At 65.8% G+C, this 19,783-nt stretch carries 18 protein-coding genes and 1 pseudogene; 5 read left to right on the forward strand and 14 right to left on the reverse strand.

Going from position 1 to position 19,783, the window contains the following annotated elements; all coding sequences use genetic code 11:
• Window positions 1-117: pseudogene (locus tag HNQ66_RS09090) on the forward strand (IS110 family transposase); the annotation flags it as partial.
• A gap of 197 nt (window positions 118-314) precedes the next feature.
• On the opposite strand, the gene rpoD reads toward HNQ66_RS09090, so the two are convergent.
• The 6 genes from rpoD to HNQ66_RS09120 all read right to left on the reverse strand — a co-directional run bounded on the left by rpoD (window position 315) and on the right by HNQ66_RS09120 (window position 6,762).
• Window positions 315-2,369 (reverse strand): RNA polymerase sigma factor RpoD, encoded by a 2,055-nt coding sequence (gene rpoD / locus HNQ66_RS09095; protein WP_184143308.1) that lies wholly within the window; start codon window positions 2,367-2,369, stop codon window positions 315-317.
• A 416-nt stretch (window positions 2,370-2,785) separates the two neighbouring features.
• Entirely contained in the window at window positions 2,786-3,133 is a 348-nt protein-coding gene (locus tag HNQ66_RS09100; protein ID WP_184143310.1) for a GFA family protein, read from the reverse strand.
• Between the two features lie 12 nt (window positions 3,134-3,145).
• Window positions 3,146-4,183 (reverse strand): L-threonine 3-dehydrogenase, encoded by a 1,038-nt coding sequence (gene tdh, locus HNQ66_RS09105; RefSeq protein ID WP_184143312.1) that lies wholly within the window; start codon window positions 4,181-4,183, stop codon window positions 3,146-3,148.
• A gap of 33 nt (window positions 4,184-4,216) precedes the next feature.
• Window positions 4,217-5,404 (reverse strand): glycine C-acetyltransferase, encoded by a 1,188-nt coding sequence (locus tag HNQ66_RS09110; protein WP_184143314.1) that lies wholly within the window; start codon window positions 5,402-5,404, stop codon window positions 4,217-4,219.
• A 46-nt stretch (window positions 5,405-5,450) separates the two neighbouring features.
• Window positions 5,451-5,906: a GFA family protein gene (locus HNQ66_RS09115; RefSeq protein WP_184143316.1), complete on the reverse strand. Its 456-nt coding sequence runs from the start codon at window positions 5,904-5,906 to the stop codon at window positions 5,451-5,453.
• A 127-nt stretch (window positions 5,907-6,033) separates the two neighbouring features.
• On the reverse strand, window positions 6,034-6,762 hold the full coding sequence (locus HNQ66_RS09120; RefSeq protein WP_184143318.1) for a class I SAM-dependent methyltransferase: 729 nt from the start codon (window positions 6,760-6,762) through the stop codon (window positions 6,034-6,036).
• A gap of 121 nt (window positions 6,763-6,883) precedes the next feature.
• On the opposite strand from HNQ66_RS09120, the gene HNQ66_RS09125 reads away from it, so the two are divergent.
• Window positions 6,884-7,654, forward strand: a complete 771-nt coding sequence (locus HNQ66_RS09125; RefSeq protein WP_184143320.1) for an SDR family oxidoreductase — start codon at window positions 6,884-6,886, stop codon at window positions 7,652-7,654.
• Between the two features lie 185 nt (window positions 7,655-7,839).
• Here HNQ66_RS09125 and HNQ66_RS09130 read toward each other — a convergent pair whose 3' ends face one another.
• The 3 genes from HNQ66_RS09130 to dnaG form a co-directional block, all read right to left on the reverse strand.
• A complete protein-coding gene (locus tag HNQ66_RS09130) occupies window positions 7,840-8,313 on the reverse strand; it encodes a VOC family protein (protein ID WP_184143322.1) in 474 nt (157 codons plus the stop codon).
• Window positions 8,314-8,384: 71 nt separating this feature from the next.
• On the reverse strand, window positions 8,385-10,217 hold the full coding sequence (gene recQ, locus HNQ66_RS09135; RefSeq protein WP_184143324.1) for a DNA helicase RecQ: 1,833 nt from the start codon (window positions 10,215-10,217) through the stop codon (window positions 8,385-8,387).
• A gap of 231 nt (window positions 10,218-10,448) precedes the next feature.
• Window positions 10,449-12,404, reverse strand: a complete 1,956-nt coding sequence (gene dnaG / locus HNQ66_RS09140; RefSeq protein ID WP_184143326.1) for a DNA primase — start codon at window positions 12,402-12,404, stop codon at window positions 10,449-10,451.
• A gap of 164 nt (window positions 12,405-12,568) precedes the next feature.
• Here dnaG and HNQ66_RS09145 point away from each other — a divergent pair, with 164 nt between their 5' ends.
• The gene (locus HNQ66_RS09145) at window positions 12,569-12,859 is read left to right on the forward strand and encodes a BrnT family toxin (RefSeq protein WP_184143328.1); all 291 of its coding nucleotides are present in this window, start codon (window positions 12,569-12,571) and stop codon (window positions 12,857-12,859) included.
• A complete protein-coding gene (locus HNQ66_RS09150; RefSeq protein ID WP_184143330.1) occupies window positions 12,825-13,160 on the forward strand; it encodes a BrnA antitoxin family protein in 336 nt (111 codons plus the stop codon). The genes HNQ66_RS09145 and HNQ66_RS09150 overlap by 35 nt, the downstream gene beginning before the upstream one ends.
• 11 nt (window positions 13,161-13,171) lie before the next feature.
• On the opposite strand, the gene HNQ66_RS09155 is transcribed toward HNQ66_RS09150, so the two are convergent.
• On the reverse strand, window positions 13,172-13,621 hold the full coding sequence (locus tag HNQ66_RS09155; RefSeq protein WP_184143332.1) for a GatB/YqeY domain-containing protein: 450 nt from the start codon (window positions 13,619-13,621) through the stop codon (window positions 13,172-13,174).
• A 317-nt stretch (window positions 13,622-13,938) separates the two neighbouring features.
• On the opposite strand from HNQ66_RS09155, the gene carA reads away from it, so the two are divergent.
• Window positions 13,939-15,147: a glutamine-hydrolyzing carbamoyl-phosphate synthase small subunit gene (carA, locus tag HNQ66_RS09160; protein WP_184143334.1), complete on the forward strand. Its 1,209-nt coding sequence runs from the start codon at window positions 13,939-13,941 to the stop codon at window positions 15,145-15,147.
• A gap of 64 nt (window positions 15,148-15,211) precedes the next feature.
• Here carA and HNQ66_RS09165 read toward each other — a convergent pair whose 3' ends face one another.
• The 4 genes from HNQ66_RS09165 to HNQ66_RS09180 form a co-directional block, all read right to left on the reverse strand.
• Window positions 15,212-16,579 (reverse strand): MATE family efflux transporter, encoded by a 1,368-nt coding sequence (locus HNQ66_RS09165; RefSeq protein ID WP_184143336.1) that lies wholly within the window; start codon window positions 16,577-16,579, stop codon window positions 15,212-15,214.
• 148 nt (window positions 16,580-16,727) lie between these two features.
• The gene (locus tag HNQ66_RS09170) at window positions 16,728-17,981 is read right to left on the reverse strand and encodes a TCR/Tet family MFS transporter (protein ID WP_184143338.1); all 1,254 of its coding nucleotides are present in this window, start codon (window positions 17,979-17,981) and stop codon (window positions 16,728-16,730) included.
• 168 nt (window positions 17,982-18,149) lie between these two features.
• The gene (ypfJ, locus tag HNQ66_RS09175) at window positions 18,150-19,088 is read right to left on the reverse strand and encodes a KPN_02809 family neutral zinc metallopeptidase (protein ID WP_184143340.1); all 939 of its coding nucleotides are present in this window, start codon (window positions 19,086-19,088) and stop codon (window positions 18,150-18,152) included.
• A 109-nt stretch (window positions 19,089-19,197) separates the two neighbouring features.
• Window positions 19,198-19,719 carry a DUF2306 domain-containing protein gene (locus HNQ66_RS09180; protein WP_184143342.1) on the reverse strand — a complete coding sequence of 174 codons (522 nt, stop codon included), beginning with the start codon at window positions 19,717-19,719 and terminating at the stop codon, window positions 19,198-19,200.
• Between the last annotated feature and the right edge of the window lie 64 nt (window positions 19,720-19,783).

The raw sequence follows: 19,783 nt of genomic DNA on the forward strand, positions 1-19,783 counted from the left end.
GACAGGCTCGTGGCTGCCGGCAAGCCGAAGATCGTCGCCATCGTCGCGACAATGCGAAAACTCCTCACCATCCTCAACGCAATCATCCGCGACGGCAAACCATGGAAAAACGCTTGACCACAAAGACAGTCGCTCTCCCCGCAAGCGGGGCGAAGGGGGTATGCCGTGGTGTCTTCCCCAACCAATACCCGTTCGCAAGGCACGTCCCCTCTCCCCGCTTGCGGGGAGAGGGTTAGGGTGAGGGGCACCCCCCACAAACAAAAAAGCCCCGCGGCCTTCAGGACCGCGGGGCTTTTCCAATCGTATCGTCCGCCTCAGCTATCGAGGAACGAGCGCAGCTTGCGCGATCGGCTCGGGTGCTTGAGCTTGCGCAGCGCCTTCGCCTCGATCTGGCGGATACGTTCGCGCGTCACCGAGAACTGCTGGCCGACTTCTTCCAGCGTGTGGTCGGTGTTCATGCCGATGCCGAAACGCATGCGCAGGACGCGTTCCTCGCGCGGCGTCAGCGAGGCGAGCACGCGGGTCGTCGTCTCGCGCAGGTTCGCCTGGATGGCGGCGTCGATGGGCAGCAGCGCGTTCTTGTCCTCGATGAAATCGCCGAGGTGGCTGTCCTCTTCGTCACCCACGGGGGTTTCGAGCGAGATCGGCTCCTTGGCGATCTTGAGGACCTTGCGGACCTTTTCGAGCGGCATGGCGAGCTTTTCGGCCAGTTCCTCCGGCGTCGGCTCGCGGCCGATCTCGTGCAGCATCTGGCGCGAGGTACGGACGATCTTGTTGATCGTCTCGATCATGTGCACCGGAATGCGGATCGTGCGGGCCTGGTCGGCAATCGACCGGGTGATCGCCTGCCGGATCCACCATGTCGCGTAGGTGGAGAACTTGTAGCCGCGGCGATACTCGAACTTGTCGACCGCCTTCATGAGGCCGATATTGCCTTCCTGGATGAGGTCCAGGAACTGCAGGCCGCGGTTCGTGTACTTCTTGGCGATCGAGATCACGAGGCGGAGATTGGCTTCCACCATCTCCTTCTTGGCGATGCGCGCCTCGCGCTCGCCCTTCTGCACCATGTGCACGATGCGGCGGAACTCCGAGATCGAGATGCCGGTCTCGGTGGCGAGATTCTGGATCTCCTGGCGGATGTCGCGGATCGTCGTGTTCTCGCTTTTCGCGAATTCCTTCCAGCCGCGGGCCGCAAGGTTGGCGATCGACTTCATCCAGTTCGGATCGAGTTCCGCACCGTTGTACTGTTCCAGGAACGAGTCGCGCTTGACGCCGTAGCTCTCGGCAAGACGCAGCAGGCGGCCCTCGTTCTGCACGAGGCGCTTGTTGATGTCGTAGAGCTGCTCGACGAGGCTGTCGACGCGGTTCTGGTTGAGCGACAAGGACTTCACGGCCGTGATCAGCTCGTCCTTCAGCTCCTTGTAGCGGCGCTCCTGGGCGGGCGACAGCGTGCCGGTCGCCTGCAGGCGGGCTTCCACCTGCTGGTCCTGCAGCTTGCGCAGCTTCTTGTAGGTCTCGGCGATCGTGTCGAGCGTCGTCATGACCTGCGGGCGCAGCTCCGCTTCCATCGCGGCGAGCGAGAGGTTCGATTCGTCGTCGTCCTCTTCCTCTTCCTCGGCCGGCAGGCCCTCGCCGCCGACATTGGTGATGTCGTCGTCGTTGGCCGCGCGCGGCTTGCGGTTCTTTTCCTTCTCCTCGGCCGCCTTGCGGTCGGCCTCGATCTTTTCCGGAGACTGGAACTGCGGTGCGGCCTTCGCCTCGGGACCGGAATAGGTCGTCTCGAGGTCGATGATCTCGCGCAGCAGCGTCTGGCCTTCGTTCAGCTCGTCGCGCCAGATGATGATGGCCTGGAAGGTCAGCGGGCTCTCACAGAGACCGGCGATCATCGTCTCGCGGCCGGCCTCGATGCGCTTGGCGATGGCGATTTCGCCCTCGCGCGACAGGAGCTCGACGGAACCCATCTCGCGCAGGTACATGCGCACCGGGTCGTCCGTACGGTCGGTCGGCTCCTTCTTCTTGGCGGTCGCAAGCGCGGTGCCGCCGGAAGGGGCAAGCTCGCCGCCCTCGCTGTCGCCGTCGTCGTCGCCGCTGTCTTCCTCGCCGCCCTGGGCCGCCTCTTCCGCGTCCTCGTCCTCGATGACGTTGATGCCCATGTCAGAAAGCATGGCCATCGTGTCCTCGATCTGCTCCGAGGTGACTTCCTCGGACGGCAGCACCGAGTTCAGCTCGTCCATCGTGACGTAGCCGCGCTTCTTGGCGGCCTTGATCATCTTCTTGACGGCATCATCGGAAAGATCGAGAAGAGGGCCGTCGGATGCGCCTTCGCGTTCGTTCTCGACTTCCTCGTTCTCTTTAACCTTTGTCGCCATTTATTTCGTCGCTTTCCTGAGCATCAGTTTCCAAGCGGTTAGGGGCTCGCAGCCAAACGCTTTCCAGCGTACCGCGACTTAGCGTCCCTGACCTAACGGATTGACAATTAAATCCAGATTAACCACGTCCCGGCCCTTGGAAGCGTGGAAATGTTGCCGCAGCAACACGATTGACATGACTTCCCGATCCGCCGTACCCATTCCTTCTCAGCCAACAATGGTGATTCCCAGAATTTTCGGTTCCGTCAAGCTCTTCCGGCAAAAAAGCCGCAAAAGCCGTCGATTCGGGCTCGCGGACGGGAAAGGGAGCGGATCCGGGCGATTGAGCCTTCATGTAGGCGTCTTTCTGCAAAAGACAAGAGCCGTCCACCTTCCCGGATTCCGCGCCGCGACGGCACCGATTCGCAGAGGCCCGTTCAGAACGAACGCCCGTCCACTTTCTTGATCGTCAATGTCTCAAGATCGATCGCCGGAATGCAGCGAAGGTTGATCGCCGCCATCCGGTTGCCCTTCGGATCCGAACCCTCGCCGTGGGTGGCGATGCCGCATTTGCCGCAGAAGTGATGCCGGATGACGTGGCGGTTGAACGTGTAGGTCGACACGTTCTCCTCCGGCGTGGTCAGCCGCAGGTTTTCCGCCGGCACGAAGGCGAGCAGGCCTCCCCGCCTGCGGCACATGGAACAGTTGCAGTCGAGCCCGGTATCGAATTCGCCCTCCACCTCGAAGGCGACATTGCCGCAGTGACAGCTTCCCTCGTACTTCATGGCATGCTCCTCTCAGTACCAGTCCATGACGACCTTGCCGGAATTGCCCGAGCGCATCGCCTCGAAACCCTCCCGGAAATCGTCGATCTTGATGCGGTGCGTGATGATCGGCGCAAGGTCGAGCCCGCCCTGCACGAAGGCGATCATCTTGTACCACGTCTCGAACATCTCGCGCCCGTAGATGCCCTTCAAGGTCAGCATCTTGAAGATGACCTTGTTCCAGTCGATGCCGAAACCGTCCGGCGCGATGCCGAGGATGGCGATCTTGCCGCCGTTGTTCATCGTGTCGATCATCGAGCGGAAGGCCGGCGGCGCGCCGGACATCTCGAGGCCGACGTCGAAGCCCTCCGTCATGCCGATGGCGGTCATGACGTCCTTGAGGTCCTCCTTCGAGGCATCCACGACATGGTCGATGCCGACCTTGCGGGCAAGGTCGAGGCGGACGGGATTGATGTCGGTGATGACGACCTTGCGCGCGCCGGAGCGCTTTGCCACCATCGCGCCCATGATGCCGATCGGCCCCGCGCCGGTAACCAGCACGTCCTCGCCGACGAGGTCGAAGGAAAGCGCCGTGTGGACGGCATTGCCGAACGGGTCGAAGATCGCCGCCACCTCGTCCGGCACGTCGTCGGGGATCGGCACGACATTGTATTCCGGGATCGCGACGAACTCGCCGAAGGAGCCCGGCCGGTTGACGCCGACGCCCTTGGTGTAGTGGCAGAGGTGCCCGCGCCCGGCGCGGCAGTTGCGGCACTTGCCGCAGACGATGTGCCCCTCGCCCGAGACACGCTCGCCCACCCTGTACTTGGTGACGGCGGAACCGATCTCGGCGATCTCGCCGACGAACTCGTGGCCCACCACCATCGGCACCGGGATCGTCTTCTGCGCCCACTGGTCCCAGTTCCAGATATGCACGTCCGTGCCGCAGATCGCCGACTTCTTCACCCGGATCAGCACGTCGTTCGGGCCGATCTCCGGCACCGGCACATGCTCCATCCAGAGGCCGACTTCAGGCTTTGCTTTAACCAGCGCACGCATCATGTTCGACATGACGAAAACTCCGCAAGGGATTCAGAAGACTCTTCAAATGACGCCAAGGTCCCGCCCGACGTCGGCGAAGACTTCAATCGCCTTGCGAACGTCGGCCTCGTCATGCGCCGCCGACATCTGCGTGCGGATGCGCGCCTGCCCGCGCGGCACGACGGGGAAGGAGAAGCCGATGACGTAGACGCCCTTCTCCAGCATGCGCGCCGCCATCTCCTGCGCCAGCGCCGCCTCGCCCAGCATGACCGGGATGATCGGATGCCCCTTACCCGCAAGCGTGAAGCCGAGCTTCGTCATCTCGGCGCGGAAGAGGTCCGCATTGGCATAAAGGCGCTTGCGCAGCGCATCGCCGCTGTCGATGAGGTCGAAGACCTTCAGCGAGGCGGCCGCGATGACCGGGGCGAGCGTGTTGGAGAAGAGATAGGGCCGCGAGCGCTGGCGCAGCCACTCGACTACTTCGCGCCTGCCGGCCGTATAACCGCCCGAGGCGCCGCCGAGCGCCTTGCCGAGCGTGCCGGTGATGATGTCGATGCGCCCTTCCACGCCGCAATGCTCGGCCGAGCCGCGGCCGTGTTTGCCGACGAAGCCGACCGCGTGGCTGTCGTCCACCATGACCATCGCGCCGTATTTCTCCGCAAGGTCGCAGACGCCCTGAAGATTGGCGATGATGCCGTCCATCGAGAAGACGCCGTCGGTGGCGATCAGCTTGAAGCGGCTGCCCTCGGCCTTCTTCAGTTCTTCCTCCAGGGCCGCCATGTCGTTGTTGGCGTAGCGGAAGCGCTTCGCCTTGGAGAGGCGCACGCCGTCGATGATCGAGGCGTGGTTCAGCGCGTCGGAGATGATCGCATCCTCTTCGGAAAGCAGCGTCTCGAAGAGCCCGCCATTGGCATCGAAGCAGGAGGAATAGAGGATCGTGTCCTCAAGCCCGAGGAAGGAAGAAATCCGCGCCTCGAGCTCTTTGTGCTCCTCCTGCGTGCCGCAGATGAAGCGCACGGAGGCCATGCCGTAGCCGTAGCGGTCGAGCGCCTTGCGGCCGGCCTCCTCAAGCTCCTCGTTGTCGGCAAGGCCGAGATAGTTGTTGGCGCAGAAGTTCAGCACGCGCTCGCCGGAAGCGACGGTGATCGCGCCGGCCTGCTTGGAGGTGATGACGCGCTCGGCCTTGTAGAGGCCGGCGGACTTGAGCGTGTCGAGTTCGGATCGAAGATGGTCGATGAAGGCGGCTGTCATGGCATGCACTCGCTGGATGCGGGGAAAGGGCGGGATGGGCGGCGGCTTACGCCGCGCTCGCCCGGTAGGCGCCGACGAGCGTCTCGTAGTCTTCCATCGGCGGGAAGCGCTCGTAGCTGTGCGCGGCGGGCGTCGTCGCCCAGGCGAGCTTCTCGCTCGTATAGGTCTCGATGAAGGGGCTGAACCAGCCGGTGTCGTCGAGCATGGTCGGCCGGACATTGACGAAGAAATCGACGCCCGGCGGCCGGGTGAACATCCAGGTCATGCAATCGGGGCAAAAGTGATGCCCGGCCTCCGGGCTTGCGCCCGCCACGACCGGCGCGCCCTCCGTCACGGCGAAGCCCTCCGCCGGAATGGCGGCGCTCAGCGAATAGGCGCTGCCCGACATGCGCTGGCAGCCGGTGCAATGGCAGGCCATGGTGAGCAGCGGCGGCGCGCTGATGCGGATTTTCACGCGCCCGCAACGGCAGGCGCCGTCGAGCGGCAGTTGAAGTCGTGTCATGGCCTTCGGCTTCCCTTCCGATTATCGCCGGCTTGTCGTTTTTATCGTGATGCCGGCCATTGGCTCCATGCATAGTTCTAGCGCAGCCGCAGGCGGCGTAAAGGCCCCCTTCCCATCTTTCGGCGCCTCAGGGGCGCGCGCAGGCGATCAGCAGGAACATCGGCCGGTTGAGCTCCGCCCGCCATTGCGGATGCTCGGCAAGCTGCTGTTCGCTCGGCCGCCACTCCTCGACATGACGAATGACAAAACCGGCCGCCACCAGCGCATTCAGCGTCGTGCCGAGCGTGCGGTGGTGCTTGACGACGCCCTTGGCGAGCCAGTCCGTCGTGCGCCGGCCCTCGACGAGATAATCGTCGAGCGGCCAGACCTGCCGGCCGCCGACCTCGGCCCAGTCCGGCTGCGACGGCGCCATGTAGATCGGGTGCTCGATGGTGAAGACGAAGGATGCGCCCGGCGTAAGCGCCGCATGGACGGTACGCACCAGCCGGTCGAAATCCGCGATGTAGTGGAAGGCGAGCGAGGAATAGGCAAGGTCGAAGGCGCCTTGCGGCAGGTCGAGCGTGTCGAGGTCGGCGATCTCGTAGCGCACGGCGGGCGACGCCGTCTCGGCTTTCGCCCGCGCGATCATGTTCTCCGAAAGGTCGAGGCCGAGCACGCTCGCCGCTCCTTCTTCCGCCGCATACCGCGCGAACCAGCCGAAGCCGCAGCCGAGGTCGACGATGCGCCGGCCGGCAAGCGGCGGCAGCAGCGCGCGCACCGATTTCCACTCCGCCGCGCCGGCAAGCCCGTGCACGGAGCGCGGAAGGCCGCTGTAGCCCTCGAAAAAGGCAGGGTCGTCGTAGATGTTCTGCGCCATGGGAAACTCCTTTGCGCCGGGCATAGCGCGTTTGCCGCCAGGGGCAAAGCCGTGCGATCCCGCCTTCGGGGTTGACAGCGGCGCCCCGCGCCTGTCCGTTGGCGGCCGAAAGGAAGCGGCCATGACGATATTGGACAGGTTTTCCCAGAAGGGGCGCGTCGCCCTCGTCACCGGCGGCGGGCGCGGCCTCGGCTTCGAGATCGCCAGGGCGCTGGCCGAGGCCGGCGCGCATGTCGTGGTGACGGGCCGCACCGCCGCGACGCTCGACGAGGCCGTGGAAAAGATCGCCGCGGCGGGCGGAAGCGCCTCGGCCGCCGCCTTCGACATCGCCGACCGCGCCGCCCAGCGCGCGGCGCTTGCCGCCATCGAGGAACGGCACGGCCGGCTCGACGTGCTGGTCAACAATGTCGGCGCGCGCGACCGCCGGCCGCTCTCGCAGATGGACGACGAAGCAATAGACGAGCTCGTCCGCACCGACTTTTCCGCCGCCGCCAGCCTCTCGCGCGATGCGGCGGCGATCATGATGCGGCAGGCAAGCGGCCGGCTGATCGCCGTCACCTCCATCGGCGGCCATGTCGCCATGCCGAACGACGGCGTCTACCCCGCCGCCAAGCAGGCGCTGACCGGCCTGATGCGCAGCATGGCCGTGGAATACGGCCCCTACGGCATCACCAGCAACGCCATCGCGCCCGGCTGGTTCGCCACCGAGACCAACGCGGCGATGGCCGCCAACGCGGAGCTGATGCCCTTCGTGCGCCAGCGCATCCCCGTCCAGCGCTGGGCGCGCGCCGACGAGATCGCCGGCGCCGCCCTCTTCCTCGCCAGCGACGCCGCCTCCTTCGTCAACGGCCATGTGCTGGTGGTGGATGGCGGCATGACGGTGCGGATGTAGCAAAGGGCGCCCCTCATCCCCCTGCCGGGACCTTCTCCCCGCAAGCGGGGAGAAGGAAGGGATGCAAGCTCTTCCACGATCGGACAGCCTTGGAAATTCGGGAAACCCTATCCGCGTGCCCCTTCTCCCCGCTTGCGGGGAGAAGGTCGCGGCAGCGGGATGAGGGGCAGCCGCCGCCGCGCCCCCTACTCCGCCGCCGCGGCCGCTTCCAGCGGGGCGATGTCGAGCTTGACCATCTTCAGCATCGCCTCGGCGACGCGCCTGACCTTCGCCTGGTCGGGATCGTTCATCAGCTCGCCGAGCCGCGCCGGGGCGATCTGCCAGGACAGGCCCCAGCGGTCCTTCAGCCAGCCGCATTGCTCCACCGAACCGCCCTCCTTCAGCGCGTTCCACAGCCGGTCGAGATCGCCCTGCGTCTCGCATTCGACCATGATGGAGAAGCTATGGTTGAACGGATCGAGCGGCCCTGCCTCGATCGCCATGTAGCGCTGGTCGCCGAGGGTGAAGCTGGCGATCTTCACACTGCCGGGCGGGCCGCTCGGGCTTTCGGCCGGCATCTTCGAGACCCAGTGCACCGACGAGCCGGGGATGAGCGAGGCATAGAAGCCGATGGCCGCCTCCATGTCCTTGGCGAACCAGAGATGCTGCGTGACCTTCATCGTGGCGTCCTCCTTGACGATCCTGCACAAGGACGAAGGCGCACCCAACGTTCCGACAGCGCGTCAAAAAATCAGCCGGAGAAATCCTCGATGACGGCAAGGAACGCCTCGCCGAAACGGTCGCGCTTGGAAACGCCGATGCCGGGGATGTCGAGCAGTTCCTCCAGGTCGCGCGGGCGCTCCTTGGCGAGCGCGATCAGCGTCGTATCCGGGAAGACCACATAGGGCGGCACGTCGAGGTCCTTGGCGATGGCAAGGCGCTCGGCGCGCAGCGCCTCGAAAAGCTCGCGGTCCGAGCCGGAAAGATTGGAACGCTCGCGCGCGGCGGGCGAGTTGCCCGCCTTCGCCCTGCGTCCCGCCTGCGGCCGGTCCTTGCGGAAGAACACCTCCCGCTCGTGGCGGAAGACGGCGCGCGCCTCCGGCTCCAGCTTCAATGCGCCATAGGCCGAATGGTCGACGCTGACGAGGCCCATGGCGAGCAATTGCCGGAAAATCGACTGCCAGACGCGCGGCGCGATGTCCTTGCCGGCGCCGAAGACCGGCATGTCCGTATGGCCGAAGCGCTGCGTCTTCTCGTTCTCGACCCCCATGAGGACATCGATGACATGGCCGGAGCCGAAGCGCTCGCCGGTGCGGTAGACGGCGGCGAGCGCCTTGATGGCCGCTTCCGTGCCGTCCCAGGTCTCGACCGGGTTGCGGCAGGTGTCGCAATTGCCGCAGTTCCCGGCGTGGCTCTCGCCGAAATGGGCGAGGATCGCCTTGCGCCGGCAGCCGGCCGTCTCGCAGATGGCGAGCAGCGCCGTCAGCTTGGCGCGCTCGATGCGTTTGATCTCGTCGGCCGCCCCGCCCTCGTCGATCATCCTGCGGCGCTGCACGACGTCGGCCATGCCGTAGGCCATCCAGACGTCGGAGGGCAGGCCGTCGCGCCCGGCGCGGCCGGTCTCCTGGTAATAGGCCTCCACCGAGCCCGGCAGGTCGAGATGGGCGACATAGCGCACATCCGGCTTGTCGATGCCCATGCCGAAGGCGACGGTGGCGACGAGGCAGAGGTTTTCTTCCTTGAGGAACGCATCCTGGTTGGCGTCGCGCACCGCCCGGTCGAACCCGGCATGGTAGGGCAGCGCGCGGATGCCCTGCGCGTTCAGCCACTCGGCCGTGTCCTCGACCTTTGCCCGCGACAGGCAATAGACGATGCCGCTCTCGCCCTGGTGCTTCGACAGGAAGCGCAGGAGCTGCTGGCGCGGCTGGTCGCGCTCGGCGATCTCGTAGGCGATGTTCGGCCGGTCGAAGCTGGTGGTGAAGATTTCCGCGTGCTGGAGCCCCAATCGCTCGACGATATCGTCGCGGGTATGCGGATCGGCCGTCGCCGTCAGCGCGACGCGCGGCACGCCCGGATAGCGCTCGCCGAGCATGCCGAGCGCCCGGTATTCCGGCCGGAAATCGTGCCCCCATTGCGACACGCAATGCGCCTCGTCGATGGCGAAGAGCGAAATGCGGGCCTCGGCGACGAGGTCGGCAAAGCCCTCCGTGACGATGCGCTCGGGCGTCACATAGAGAAGGTCGAGATCGCCCGCGCGCATCGCATCGCGCACGGCAAAAAACTCGTCCCGCGTCAGCGAGGAATTGAGCGCCGCCGCCTTCACGCCGAGCTGCTTCAGCGCCTCCACCTGGTCGCGCATCAGCGCGATCAGCGGCGAGATGACGATGCCCACACCATCGCGGCAGAGCGCCGGGATCTGGAAGCAGAGCGACTTTCCCGCCCCCGTCGGGAAGAGCACCACCGCGTCCCCGCCCGCCGTCACATGCTCCACCACCGCCTGCTGCTTGCCGCGAAAGGCGTCGTAGCCGTAGACGCGCTTGAGCACGTCGAGGGGGCGTGCGTTGTGGGTGGAAGTATCGAGCATGCGATTCCGTCTTCGTTTGCGGCGACTATGGCGTCTGCGCCGCGGGGAGGCAACCCGCGAAGGGAATGGCGCGCGGTGTCACGTGGATCCTCGGGTCAAGCCCGAGGATGACGGAGAGGAGGAGAGGTCGAGCGGTCGTCAAACGGCGCGGCAAAGGGGAACATCGCTTTTCGCTCTTGCCCCTCTTCTGTCATCCTCGGGCTTGACCCGAGGATCCACACCTCACGCCGCCTACTTCCCCGCCGGCCCCTTCACGCGGCCGGAGAGGACGCCGAAGCCTTCGATGATCGCCTCCTGGTTCTCCATCCGCACGGTCTCCATCTGCACCTCCTGCAGCGCGCGCAGGATCTGCGGCACGCGCTCGTCGTCGCCCTCCTCCGTCGAGACGGCGAGTTCCCGCTCCAGCTCGCGGCGCTGCCAGAGGAGCGCGCGGGTGCGCTTGTGCAGAGCGAGCGCCTGGAGGTAGCCTTCGCGGGCATCCTCCGGCGCGGCCTCCGCCGTCGCGGTCCACAGGCGGGAATTGCGGATCTGCTGCTCCAGCCCCTTGAGCAGCGCGTCGAAGCCGGCCGCCTCCAGCTCCTCGAGCAGGCGGTCGCGCTCGAGCCGCGCGCCGACCGAGCCGGCAATGCCGAGGAGCGCCGACCAAAGGCGTTGGAGGTCGCGGTTCTCGTATTCGATGATGGCGATCTCGTCGTAATCGCTGAAGAGCAGGCCCGGATGGTTGACGACGGTGAGCGCCAGCACGCTTTCACGCAGCGCCGGCAGCTCCTGCGCGCCGCGCACCAGCGCCGAGCGGGCGAGCCGGTCGGAGATGCCGGAGGGACCGGCATTGCCCTGCGGCGCCCCGCGCCCGCCGCCCCTGCCCTGGCGGTTGCCGGCAAAAGTGCCGCCCTGCCTTTGCGGCGGGCGGAAGAAGGCGTTCAGCCGGTCGCGCATGTCCTGCTGGTAGTGGCGGCGCACATCCTCGTCGGCAATGGCGGCCGTCACCTGGCGCAGGCGCGCCTCCAGCGCCGCACGGCTTTCCGGCGTCTCGAAATTGGCGCCCTGCACCTCCCGGTTCCAGATCATCTCGGCAAGCGGACGGGCGCCCGCCATCACCTTGTCGAAGGGCGCGCGGCCCTCGTGGCGCACGAGGTCGTCCGGGTCCTTGCCGTCCGGCAGCAGGGCGAAACGCACGGTGCGCTCGGGCTTGATGAAGGGGAGCGCAAGGTCGGCGGCGCGGTTGGCCGCGCGGATGCCCGCTCCGTCGCCGTCGAAGCACAGCACCGGCTGCGGCGTCATCCGCCAGAGAAGATCGAACTGGTTTTCGGTGAGCGCCGTGCCGAGCGGGGCGACGGCGTTTTCGATACCGGCCTGGTGCAGCGCGATCACGTCCATGTAGCCCTCGACCGCGATGACCGTGCCGGCGGTCTGGATGGCCTTGCGGGCGCGTGCGTGATTGTAGAGCACGCTGCCCTTGTGGAAGAGCTCCGTCTCGTTGGAATTGAGGTATTTCGCCGGCGCGTCCGGCGACATGGCGCGCCCGCCGAAGGCAATGACCTTCTCGCGCAGCGAGAGGATGGGGAACATGATGCGGTCGCGGAAGCGGTCGTAGGAGACCGGGATATCCGGCCCGTGCACGACGAGACCGCAGGCCTCGATCGCCTCCTTCGGCACGCCCTTGCCGGCGAGATACTCCTTCAGCGCGTTGCGGCTCTCCGGCGCATAGCCGAGGCGGAAGGTCTCGATGGTGCGGCCCGTCAGCCCGCGGTCGCGCAGGTAGGCGCGCGCCTTGGCGCCGGCCGGCGTCTGGAGCTGGTCCTCGAAGAAGCGCGCCGCCATCTCCATGACCTCGACGAGGCCCATGCGCTCCTTCTCGCGCTGCTCGGCCTCGCGGTCGGGCTGGGGCATGGCGACGCCCGCAAGGTCGGCGATCTGCTGCACGGCCTCCGGGAAGGACAGCCCTTCAAGGTCGGTGAGGAAGCGGAAATGATCGCCCGAAACGCCGCAGCCGAAGCAATGGTAGCGCCCCTTGCGGTCCTCGCAGTGGAAGGACGGCGACTTCTCGCCATGGAACGGGCAGCAGGCCCAGTAGTCGCCGCGCGAGACGTTGGTCTTCCGCCGGTCCCAGGTCACGCGTTTGCCAATCACGTCGGAAATCGAAACGCGGTCGCGGATCTCGTCTAGGAAGGCGTTGGAAAAGCGCATGGTTACCTCGGTTCCCCGACCCATAGAGCCAAAAAGCCGGCATTGCTATGGTGCAGGATGGCGTTGCCCGCAATTCACAGATTGACAGCATGACGATTGTATATACACTTGAAAACGACACCGCGCATGAGTGCTGGTCGGAAACCTAGAACAGGGTACGATTCATGCGCGAAGAGCAGAGCTATTTTTCATCTTTCGAATGGGATGAGCTGAAAAGGGAAGCCAATCTCGCCAAACACGGCATCGATTTTCCGCGCGCGGCGTCCGCTCTCAATGGACCCCGGCTGGACAAACCGTCGGAACGCAACGGCGAAATCAGGACCCTTGCAATCTGCCCGCTGACGGATCGCCTCATCGCGGTCGTCTATACGATGCGGGGCGACATATGCAGGATCATCTCAGCAAGGGCGGCACGTAAAAATGAGCAAAGACCGTATCGTCAGGTATACCTTTGAGGAAATCGAGGAGAAGATCGCCAAGGGCGGAGACCGAAGCGACTGGGCCCGCGTCGATGCGATGACGGACGAGGATATCCTCGCCAACATGCGCGACGACCCGGACTGGGCGGATTTCATCGACGTCGACTGGTCCAAGACGAAGATCGTCGTTCCGGCACAGAAGACGTCGATCTCCATCCGGCTCGACGCCGATATCGTGGATTTCTTCAAGGCGACGGGAAAGGGCTACCAGACCCGCATCAACGCCGTGCTGCGCCACTACATGGACGAGCAGGGCAAGGGCAAGAAGAGCGGCTGACGCCGCTCCCCTTACTTCAGCAGCTCCTTCACCACGCCGGAGGCCCTGGCGAAATCCATCTGGCCGGGGTAGCGCTCCTTGAGCACGGCCATGACCTTGCCCATGTCGCGCAGGCCCTGCGCGCCGATCTCGGCGATGATCCCCGCGATGAGGTCCTTGACCTTCTCGTCGGAAAGCTGCTCGGGCAGGAAGCCCTTGATGACGGCGATTTCCTCGCGCTCCTGGGCGGCGAGCTCGGGGCGGCCGTTCTCGGCGAAGATCTTGGCGGATTCCTCGCGCTGCTTGATCATCTTGGCGAGGATCTGCAGCAGTTCGTCGGTCTCGACGGGGCCCTTGCCGGCACCGCGGTTGGCGATGTCGCGGTCCTTGAGCGTCGCCTGGATGAGGCGCAGCGTGGAGACACGGCAGGCATCCCTTGCCTTGAGCGCATCCTTGAGGGCGTTTGCGATGGTCTCGCGCATTCTTTTCTCCATTGGAGGCCCCCGCGCGGAATGCGCGGCCAAGGCCTCGATCGTCGTTCGATTGTCGATGCTCATAGCCCGGCAGGCGGGCTGCGGGCAAACGGATTGCGCAAGTGCGTGAAATTACACGCTTTATAATTCCGCGCAATTCACAGGGCGACGGTTGACCCCGCCGCCCGCATTGTCTATTTTCCGGCACCTGCACGAAAATTGGCAATCAGGGCGCACCAACGCGGGTTTCCGCGCGCCTTTGCCTGCGATCTTAAATGGTGCCCGCCGCGAACCCTTTCAAGCGCGGCACCGGAAACGGGATACTCATGACCTCGACCCCCGCATGGACCACCGAAAAGCCCACCGCCCTGCTCGTCCTTTCCGACGGCACGGTCATCGAGGGCAAGGGCATCGGCGCCACCGGCAAGGTGACCGCGGAAGTCTGCTTCAACACGGCGCTGACGGGCTACCAGGAAATCCTGACCGACCCCTCCTATCTCGGCCAGATCGTCACCTTCACCTTCCCGCATATCGGCAATGTCGGCGCCAACGACGAGGACATCGAGGACCTGACGCCCGCCGCCCGCCACGGCGCCGTCGGCACGATCTTCAAGGCCGACATCACCGAGCCGTCGAACTACCGCGCCGCAAAGCACCTCGACGCCTGGCTGAAGGCGCGCGGCATCATCGGCCTTTCGGGCATCGACACGCGCGCGCTGACCGCCTGGATCCGCCAGAATGGCGCGCCGAACGCGGTGATCGCCCACGATCCGAACGGCGTCTTCGACATCGAGACGCTGAAGGCCGAAGCCAAAGCCTGGAGCGGCCTCGTCGGCCTCGACCTTGCCAAGGTCGCCTCCTCCGGCCAGTCCTCGCGCTGGAGCGAGAAGCCGTGGGTGTGGAACGAGGGCTACGAAGACCTCTCCGACGCGGACGTGAAGTATCACATCGTCGCGCTCGACTACGGCGTGAAGCGCAACATCCTGCGCCTCTTCACGGGGCTCGACTGCAAGGTCACCGTCATGCCGGCGACCTCCAGCGCCGAAGACGTGCTGGCCCAGAAGCCGGACGGCATCTTCCTTTCCAACGGCCCGGGCGACCCGGCGGCCACCGGCGAATATGCCGTGCCGGTCATCCGCAAGCTGATCGAGACGGGCATTCCGATCTTCGGCATCTGCCTCGGCCACCAGATGCTCGGCCTTGCCGTCGGCGCCACGACCGAGAAGATGCACCAGGGCCACCACGGCGCGAACCATCCGGTGAAGGACCACACGACCGGCAAGGTCGAGATCGTCTCGATGAACCACGGCTTCGCCGTCGCCTCCGCCACCCTGCCGGAGGGCGTGGAGGAAACCCACGTCTCGCTGTTCGACGGCACGAATTGCGGCCTGCGCCTCGTCGGCAAGCCGGTCTTCTCCGTGCAGCATCACCCGGAGGCCTCCCCCGGCCCGCAGGACAGCCACTACCTCTTCCGCCGCTTCATCAACCTGGTGCGCGAAAAGAAGGGCGAGGAAGCCATTCCGGAACGGGCGTAAGCTCTTTTCCCTATCGAATGCAGAAAGGCCCCGGACGGCAGCGTCCGGGGCCTTTCCGTATTCGTCAGGCGGTGCGAACCAGCCGGTAGAAGCGCCAGTTGAGCAGCACGGCGGCCGCGGCAAGGCCGCTGAGGAAACCGAACCACACGCCGATGCCGCCGAAGCCAGCCGGGAAGGCGAAGAACCAGGCGCAGAAGAAGCCGATCGGCCAATAGGAGATCAGCGCCAGGACCATCGGGATGCGCGTGTCCTTCAGCCCGCGCAGGAGCCCGGCGGCGATCGCCTGGAGCCCGTCGACGAGCTGGAAGATGCCGGCGATCACCACGAAGGGGCCGGCAATGGCAAGGACGGCCGCCGAATCCGCACCCGCCTTGTCGAGGAAGATCGAAGCGAGGGTCGTCGGCACGAGCGCGAAGAGGATGCCGCCGCTGACCGCGATGACCGCCGCGATCATCAGCACCGCCAGCGCCGCGCGCACGACGCCGAGCCGGTCGCCCCGCCCGTGCGCCACGCCGACGCGCACCGTGCCGGCCTGCGCGAGCCCCAGCGGGATCATGAAGGCGATGGAGGCGAGCTGGAGCGCGATGCCGTGGGCGGCGAGCTGCAGCGTGCCGATATTGCCCATCAGCAGCGAGGCGCCGGTGAAAAGCCCGACTTCGGCGAGCATGGTGAGGCCGATCGGCAGGCCGAGGTGGACCACTTCGCGCAACGCGCCCCAGTCCGGCTTCCAGAACCGCACGAACAGCTCGTAACGGCGCATGTCCGGCCGCGACTGGATATAGGCGGTGATGAGCAGGAAGCTGAGAAGGTTCACGCAGAAGGAGACGATGGCCGCCCCTTCCATGCCGAGGGCCGGAAAGCCGAAATGGCCGAGCACCAGCGCATAGGCGAAGAACGCGTTGACCGACAGGATGATGATCGTGACATAGAGCACGATGCCGGCGCGCCCGTGTGCGCTCACGAGGCCGCGCAGCGTCATGAAGAGCAGGCCCGGTGCCATGCCCCACTGGGCGATCTTGAGGTAGCTGCCGGCGAGCGCCGCCACTTCCGGCTTCTGGCCGGCATAGAGCAGGATCGCCTCGACATTGTAGAAGAGCGGGATCATCAGCGCCGAATAGGCGAGCGCCACCCACATGCCCATGCGCACGGCACGGCGCACGGAAACGGCATCGCCCCGCCCGTAGGCCTGCGCGACCATGGGCATGACGGCATTGGCAAAGCCCGAGCCGAGGATGAAGACGGTGAAGAAGAACTGCGCCGACAGGACAATGGCCGCCAGATGCGCGGCGCCGAGCCGGCCGAGGATGACCACGTCCGTCGTGTGGATGCCGAGCTGGGCGAGCTGTGCGCCGATCAGCGGGATACCGAGCGAAAAGGTCGCCCGGAAATGCGTTCCCCAGCCATTGTCCCCGCGTTGCGTTGCCGTGTACATGATTTTCTCGCTTTCGACCGCTTGGGATCACAAGTTCCCGCCGCGATCAATCGAATAGGTGTGATCTTCTCATCAAACTTGCGCGAAACGGCGCCTTGCCGGCGTTTTCCGGGCGGATTTTCACCGGAATGTCACGCTTGAAAGCGCTTCAGGCCTTCTCCGCCGCAAGATCGGCCGTCGGGCCCGCCCCCGCCCCGCGCAGCTTGGTCACGAAGACGACGAGCCCCACGAGGAGGATCAGCGCGGCGACCGCGAAGGGCGCGCCGGCAAAGACGAACGGCGCGGAGGGCTGCGTGAAGCCGCTGAAGACCTGCGTAAAGATCAAGGGGCCGATGATGGTCGTGATGCTGGAGACGCTGGTGAGCGCGCCCTGCAGCTCGCCCTGCGCGGAGGCCGGCACGCGCGCCGAGGCGATGGAGCGCAGCGGCGGATCGGCCAGCGCCTCCAGCGCCGTGAGCGCGATCACGGCATAGATCATCCAGCCCTCGACGGCCGCGGCATAGCCGGCAAGGCCGAGGACAGCGAAGGAAAGGCCGATGACCGCCGTGCGGTATTCGCCGAGCCGCGGCACGATGCGCGGCAGCACCAGCCCCATGACGAGCGCGCTGCCGACGCCGAAGATGCCAAGCGAAAAGCCGATCTGCCCCTCGCTCCAGCCGTAGCGGTAGGCCGAGACGAAGGACCAGACGGCCGGATAGACGACATGCGCCAGCCCGTAGCAGAAGAAGACGAGGCCAACCCACAGCACGCCCGGATATTTGCGCATCTGCAGAAGCGCGCCGAGCGGATTGGCACGCACGAACTCGAACGGGCGGCGGTTCTTCGCCTCCAGGCTCTCGGGCAGCAGGATCCAGGCCGCGACGAAATTGAGGAAGGCGAGCGCCGCCGCGCCGTAGAAGGGAATGCGCGGCCCGAACTCGCCGAGAAAGCCGCCGATCACCGGCCCGAGCACGAAGCCCGTGCCGAAGGCGATGCCCATCAGGCCGAAGTTCTTCGAGCGCGTCTCGTCCGTCGAGACATCGGCGATATAGGCGGCAGCCGTGCTGAAGCTCGCCCCGCTGAGCCCCGCCAGCACGCGGCCGACGAAGAGCATCCAGTAGCTCGTCGCCAGCGCGCAGATGAGGTTGTCGAAGGCGAAGGTGAGGATGCACACGAGCAGCACCGGCCGGCGGCCGAAACGGTCGGAAAGATTGCCGACGAAGGGCGCGAAGAGGAACTGCATGCCGGCATAGACGAGCAGCAGCCAGCCGCCGTCGACGGCCGCCTGGCCGATGTCGTCGCCCGTCAGCTCACGCAGATAGGTCGGCAGCACCGGCATGATGATGGCGATGCCGATCACGTCGAGGAACATGATCATGAAGACGAGAAAGAGCCCCCGCCGGGCGGACCGGGCATCGACCATGGAACAGACCTCGAAAAAATGAACGGTGCCCACGCGGGGGCAAAATGTCAGGCCGCGTGTTCTATTTCACTTTTCCGGGCGAAACAATCCATGAACATTGCAATTGTTTTGATACGTCCATCAGCGAATGCGGGGATTTCCGCCGCATCCGCCGTGAGGGGCGATATCTCAGATATCGCCCTGGAAGGTGTTGCAGGCGTCGAGCCGGCCGCTGTCGAAGCCGCGCTTGAACCAGCGGCGGCGCTGCTCGGAGGTGCCGTGGTTGAAGCTTTCCGGCACGACATAGCCCTGCATGCGCTTCTGCAGCGTGTCGTCGCCGATCTGCGTGGCGGCATTCAGCGCCTCCTCGAGGTCGCCGCTCTCCAGAAGCCCCTTCTGCTCGGTATACTTGCCCCAGATGCCGGCATAGCAGTCGGCCTGAAGCTCGACGCGCACGGACATCTGGTTGGCCTCGACCTCGCTCATGCGCTGGCGCTGCTGGTTGAAGCGCGGCAGGATGCCGGTGAGGTTCTGCACATGGTGGCCGACCTCGTGCGCCACGACATAGGCCTGCGCGAAATCGCCGGCCGCGTCGAACTTGTTGGCGAGCTCGTCGAAGAAGCTCATGTCGAGATAGAGCTTGTGGTCTCCCGGGCAGTAGAACGGGCCGGAAGCCGCCGAGGCGAAGCCGCAGGCCGATTTCACCGAGCCGGAGAAGAGCACCATCTTGGGCTCCTCGTAGGTCTCGCCGGCCGCCTTGAAGATGCCGCTCCAGGTGTCTTCCGTCTCGGCGAGCACCGTGGCCATGAAGGCCTTGGTCTCCTCCTCCTGCGCGGAGGAGCGACGGCTTGCGGTTTCCGTCTGCTCGAAGCCCGGCTGGGAGGTCTGGCCGCCCTCGCCCATCACCTGCAGGAGGTCGATGCCCATCATCTTCAGGACGAAGTAGATGACGACGAGGAAGATGATCGTGCCGATGCTCATGCCGCCGCCGGCCCGGCGCGCGCCACCCATCGGAATGCGGAAACCGCCGCCGCTGCCGCGCCCGAAGGGATTGCTCCCTCCCATCGAGGGCCCGGCTCCGCGCTGGTCCTCGATATTGTCCGACTGGCGACGACCTTTCCATTCCATGGCGCATTTCCCCGCGTTGATGGCCGACGAACGCTTGTGGCGTAAATTCGTTCCTCAGCACCCGCTTATAGGGCCTGCGCATGCGCCTTGCAAAACGAAAAGCGGCCCGTCAACGACGGCGAAGGACGGCGTTGAAACGCTCGGCCCAGCCGCCCTGGTGCAGCGCGAGCGAGCCCGCGCCGACGATGAGCAGCGTGATGACGGCGGCCGAAAGTCCGCCCTGGAGGCCGGAGGCGCCGCCAAAGATCATCGTGCTCATCAACCGGCCCGGCACCAGCGTGAAGAGGCCGGCGACGACGATGCCGCCGAAATACATGCCCGCGACATGGGCGCAGTGGGCACGGATATCGCGGCGGCGCGCGGCCGCAATCGCCTTGAAGCTGCCGGCGATGACATAGAGCGAGAGGATATGGATCGGGCTGAAGCCGAAGGCCATGTCGATGCCGTGGATGAAGAAGGTGGAAACGCTCGTCGCCACCATCAGCACCAGCCAGACCTTGCCGAGAAGGCGGTGGGCGGGCGTGCCCTTCGGCCGGGCGAGCAGGAAGGCGCCGAGGAGCGCGGCGGGCAGCACGGTCGCGACATGGAACTGGATGGCGAAGGGGGCGGCAAGAAGCGGCGCGAAGGTCATGGAAGGGCTCCGGTGCGGTTGAATTCGCAGCCGGCTTGCGCCATTGATCGGTCCGCCTCAAACG

The sequence above is a fragment of the Shinella fusca genome (assembly GCF_014203155.1).
Classification (GTDB): domain Bacteria; phylum Pseudomonadota; class Alphaproteobacteria; order Rhizobiales; family Rhizobiaceae; genus Shinella; species Shinella fusca.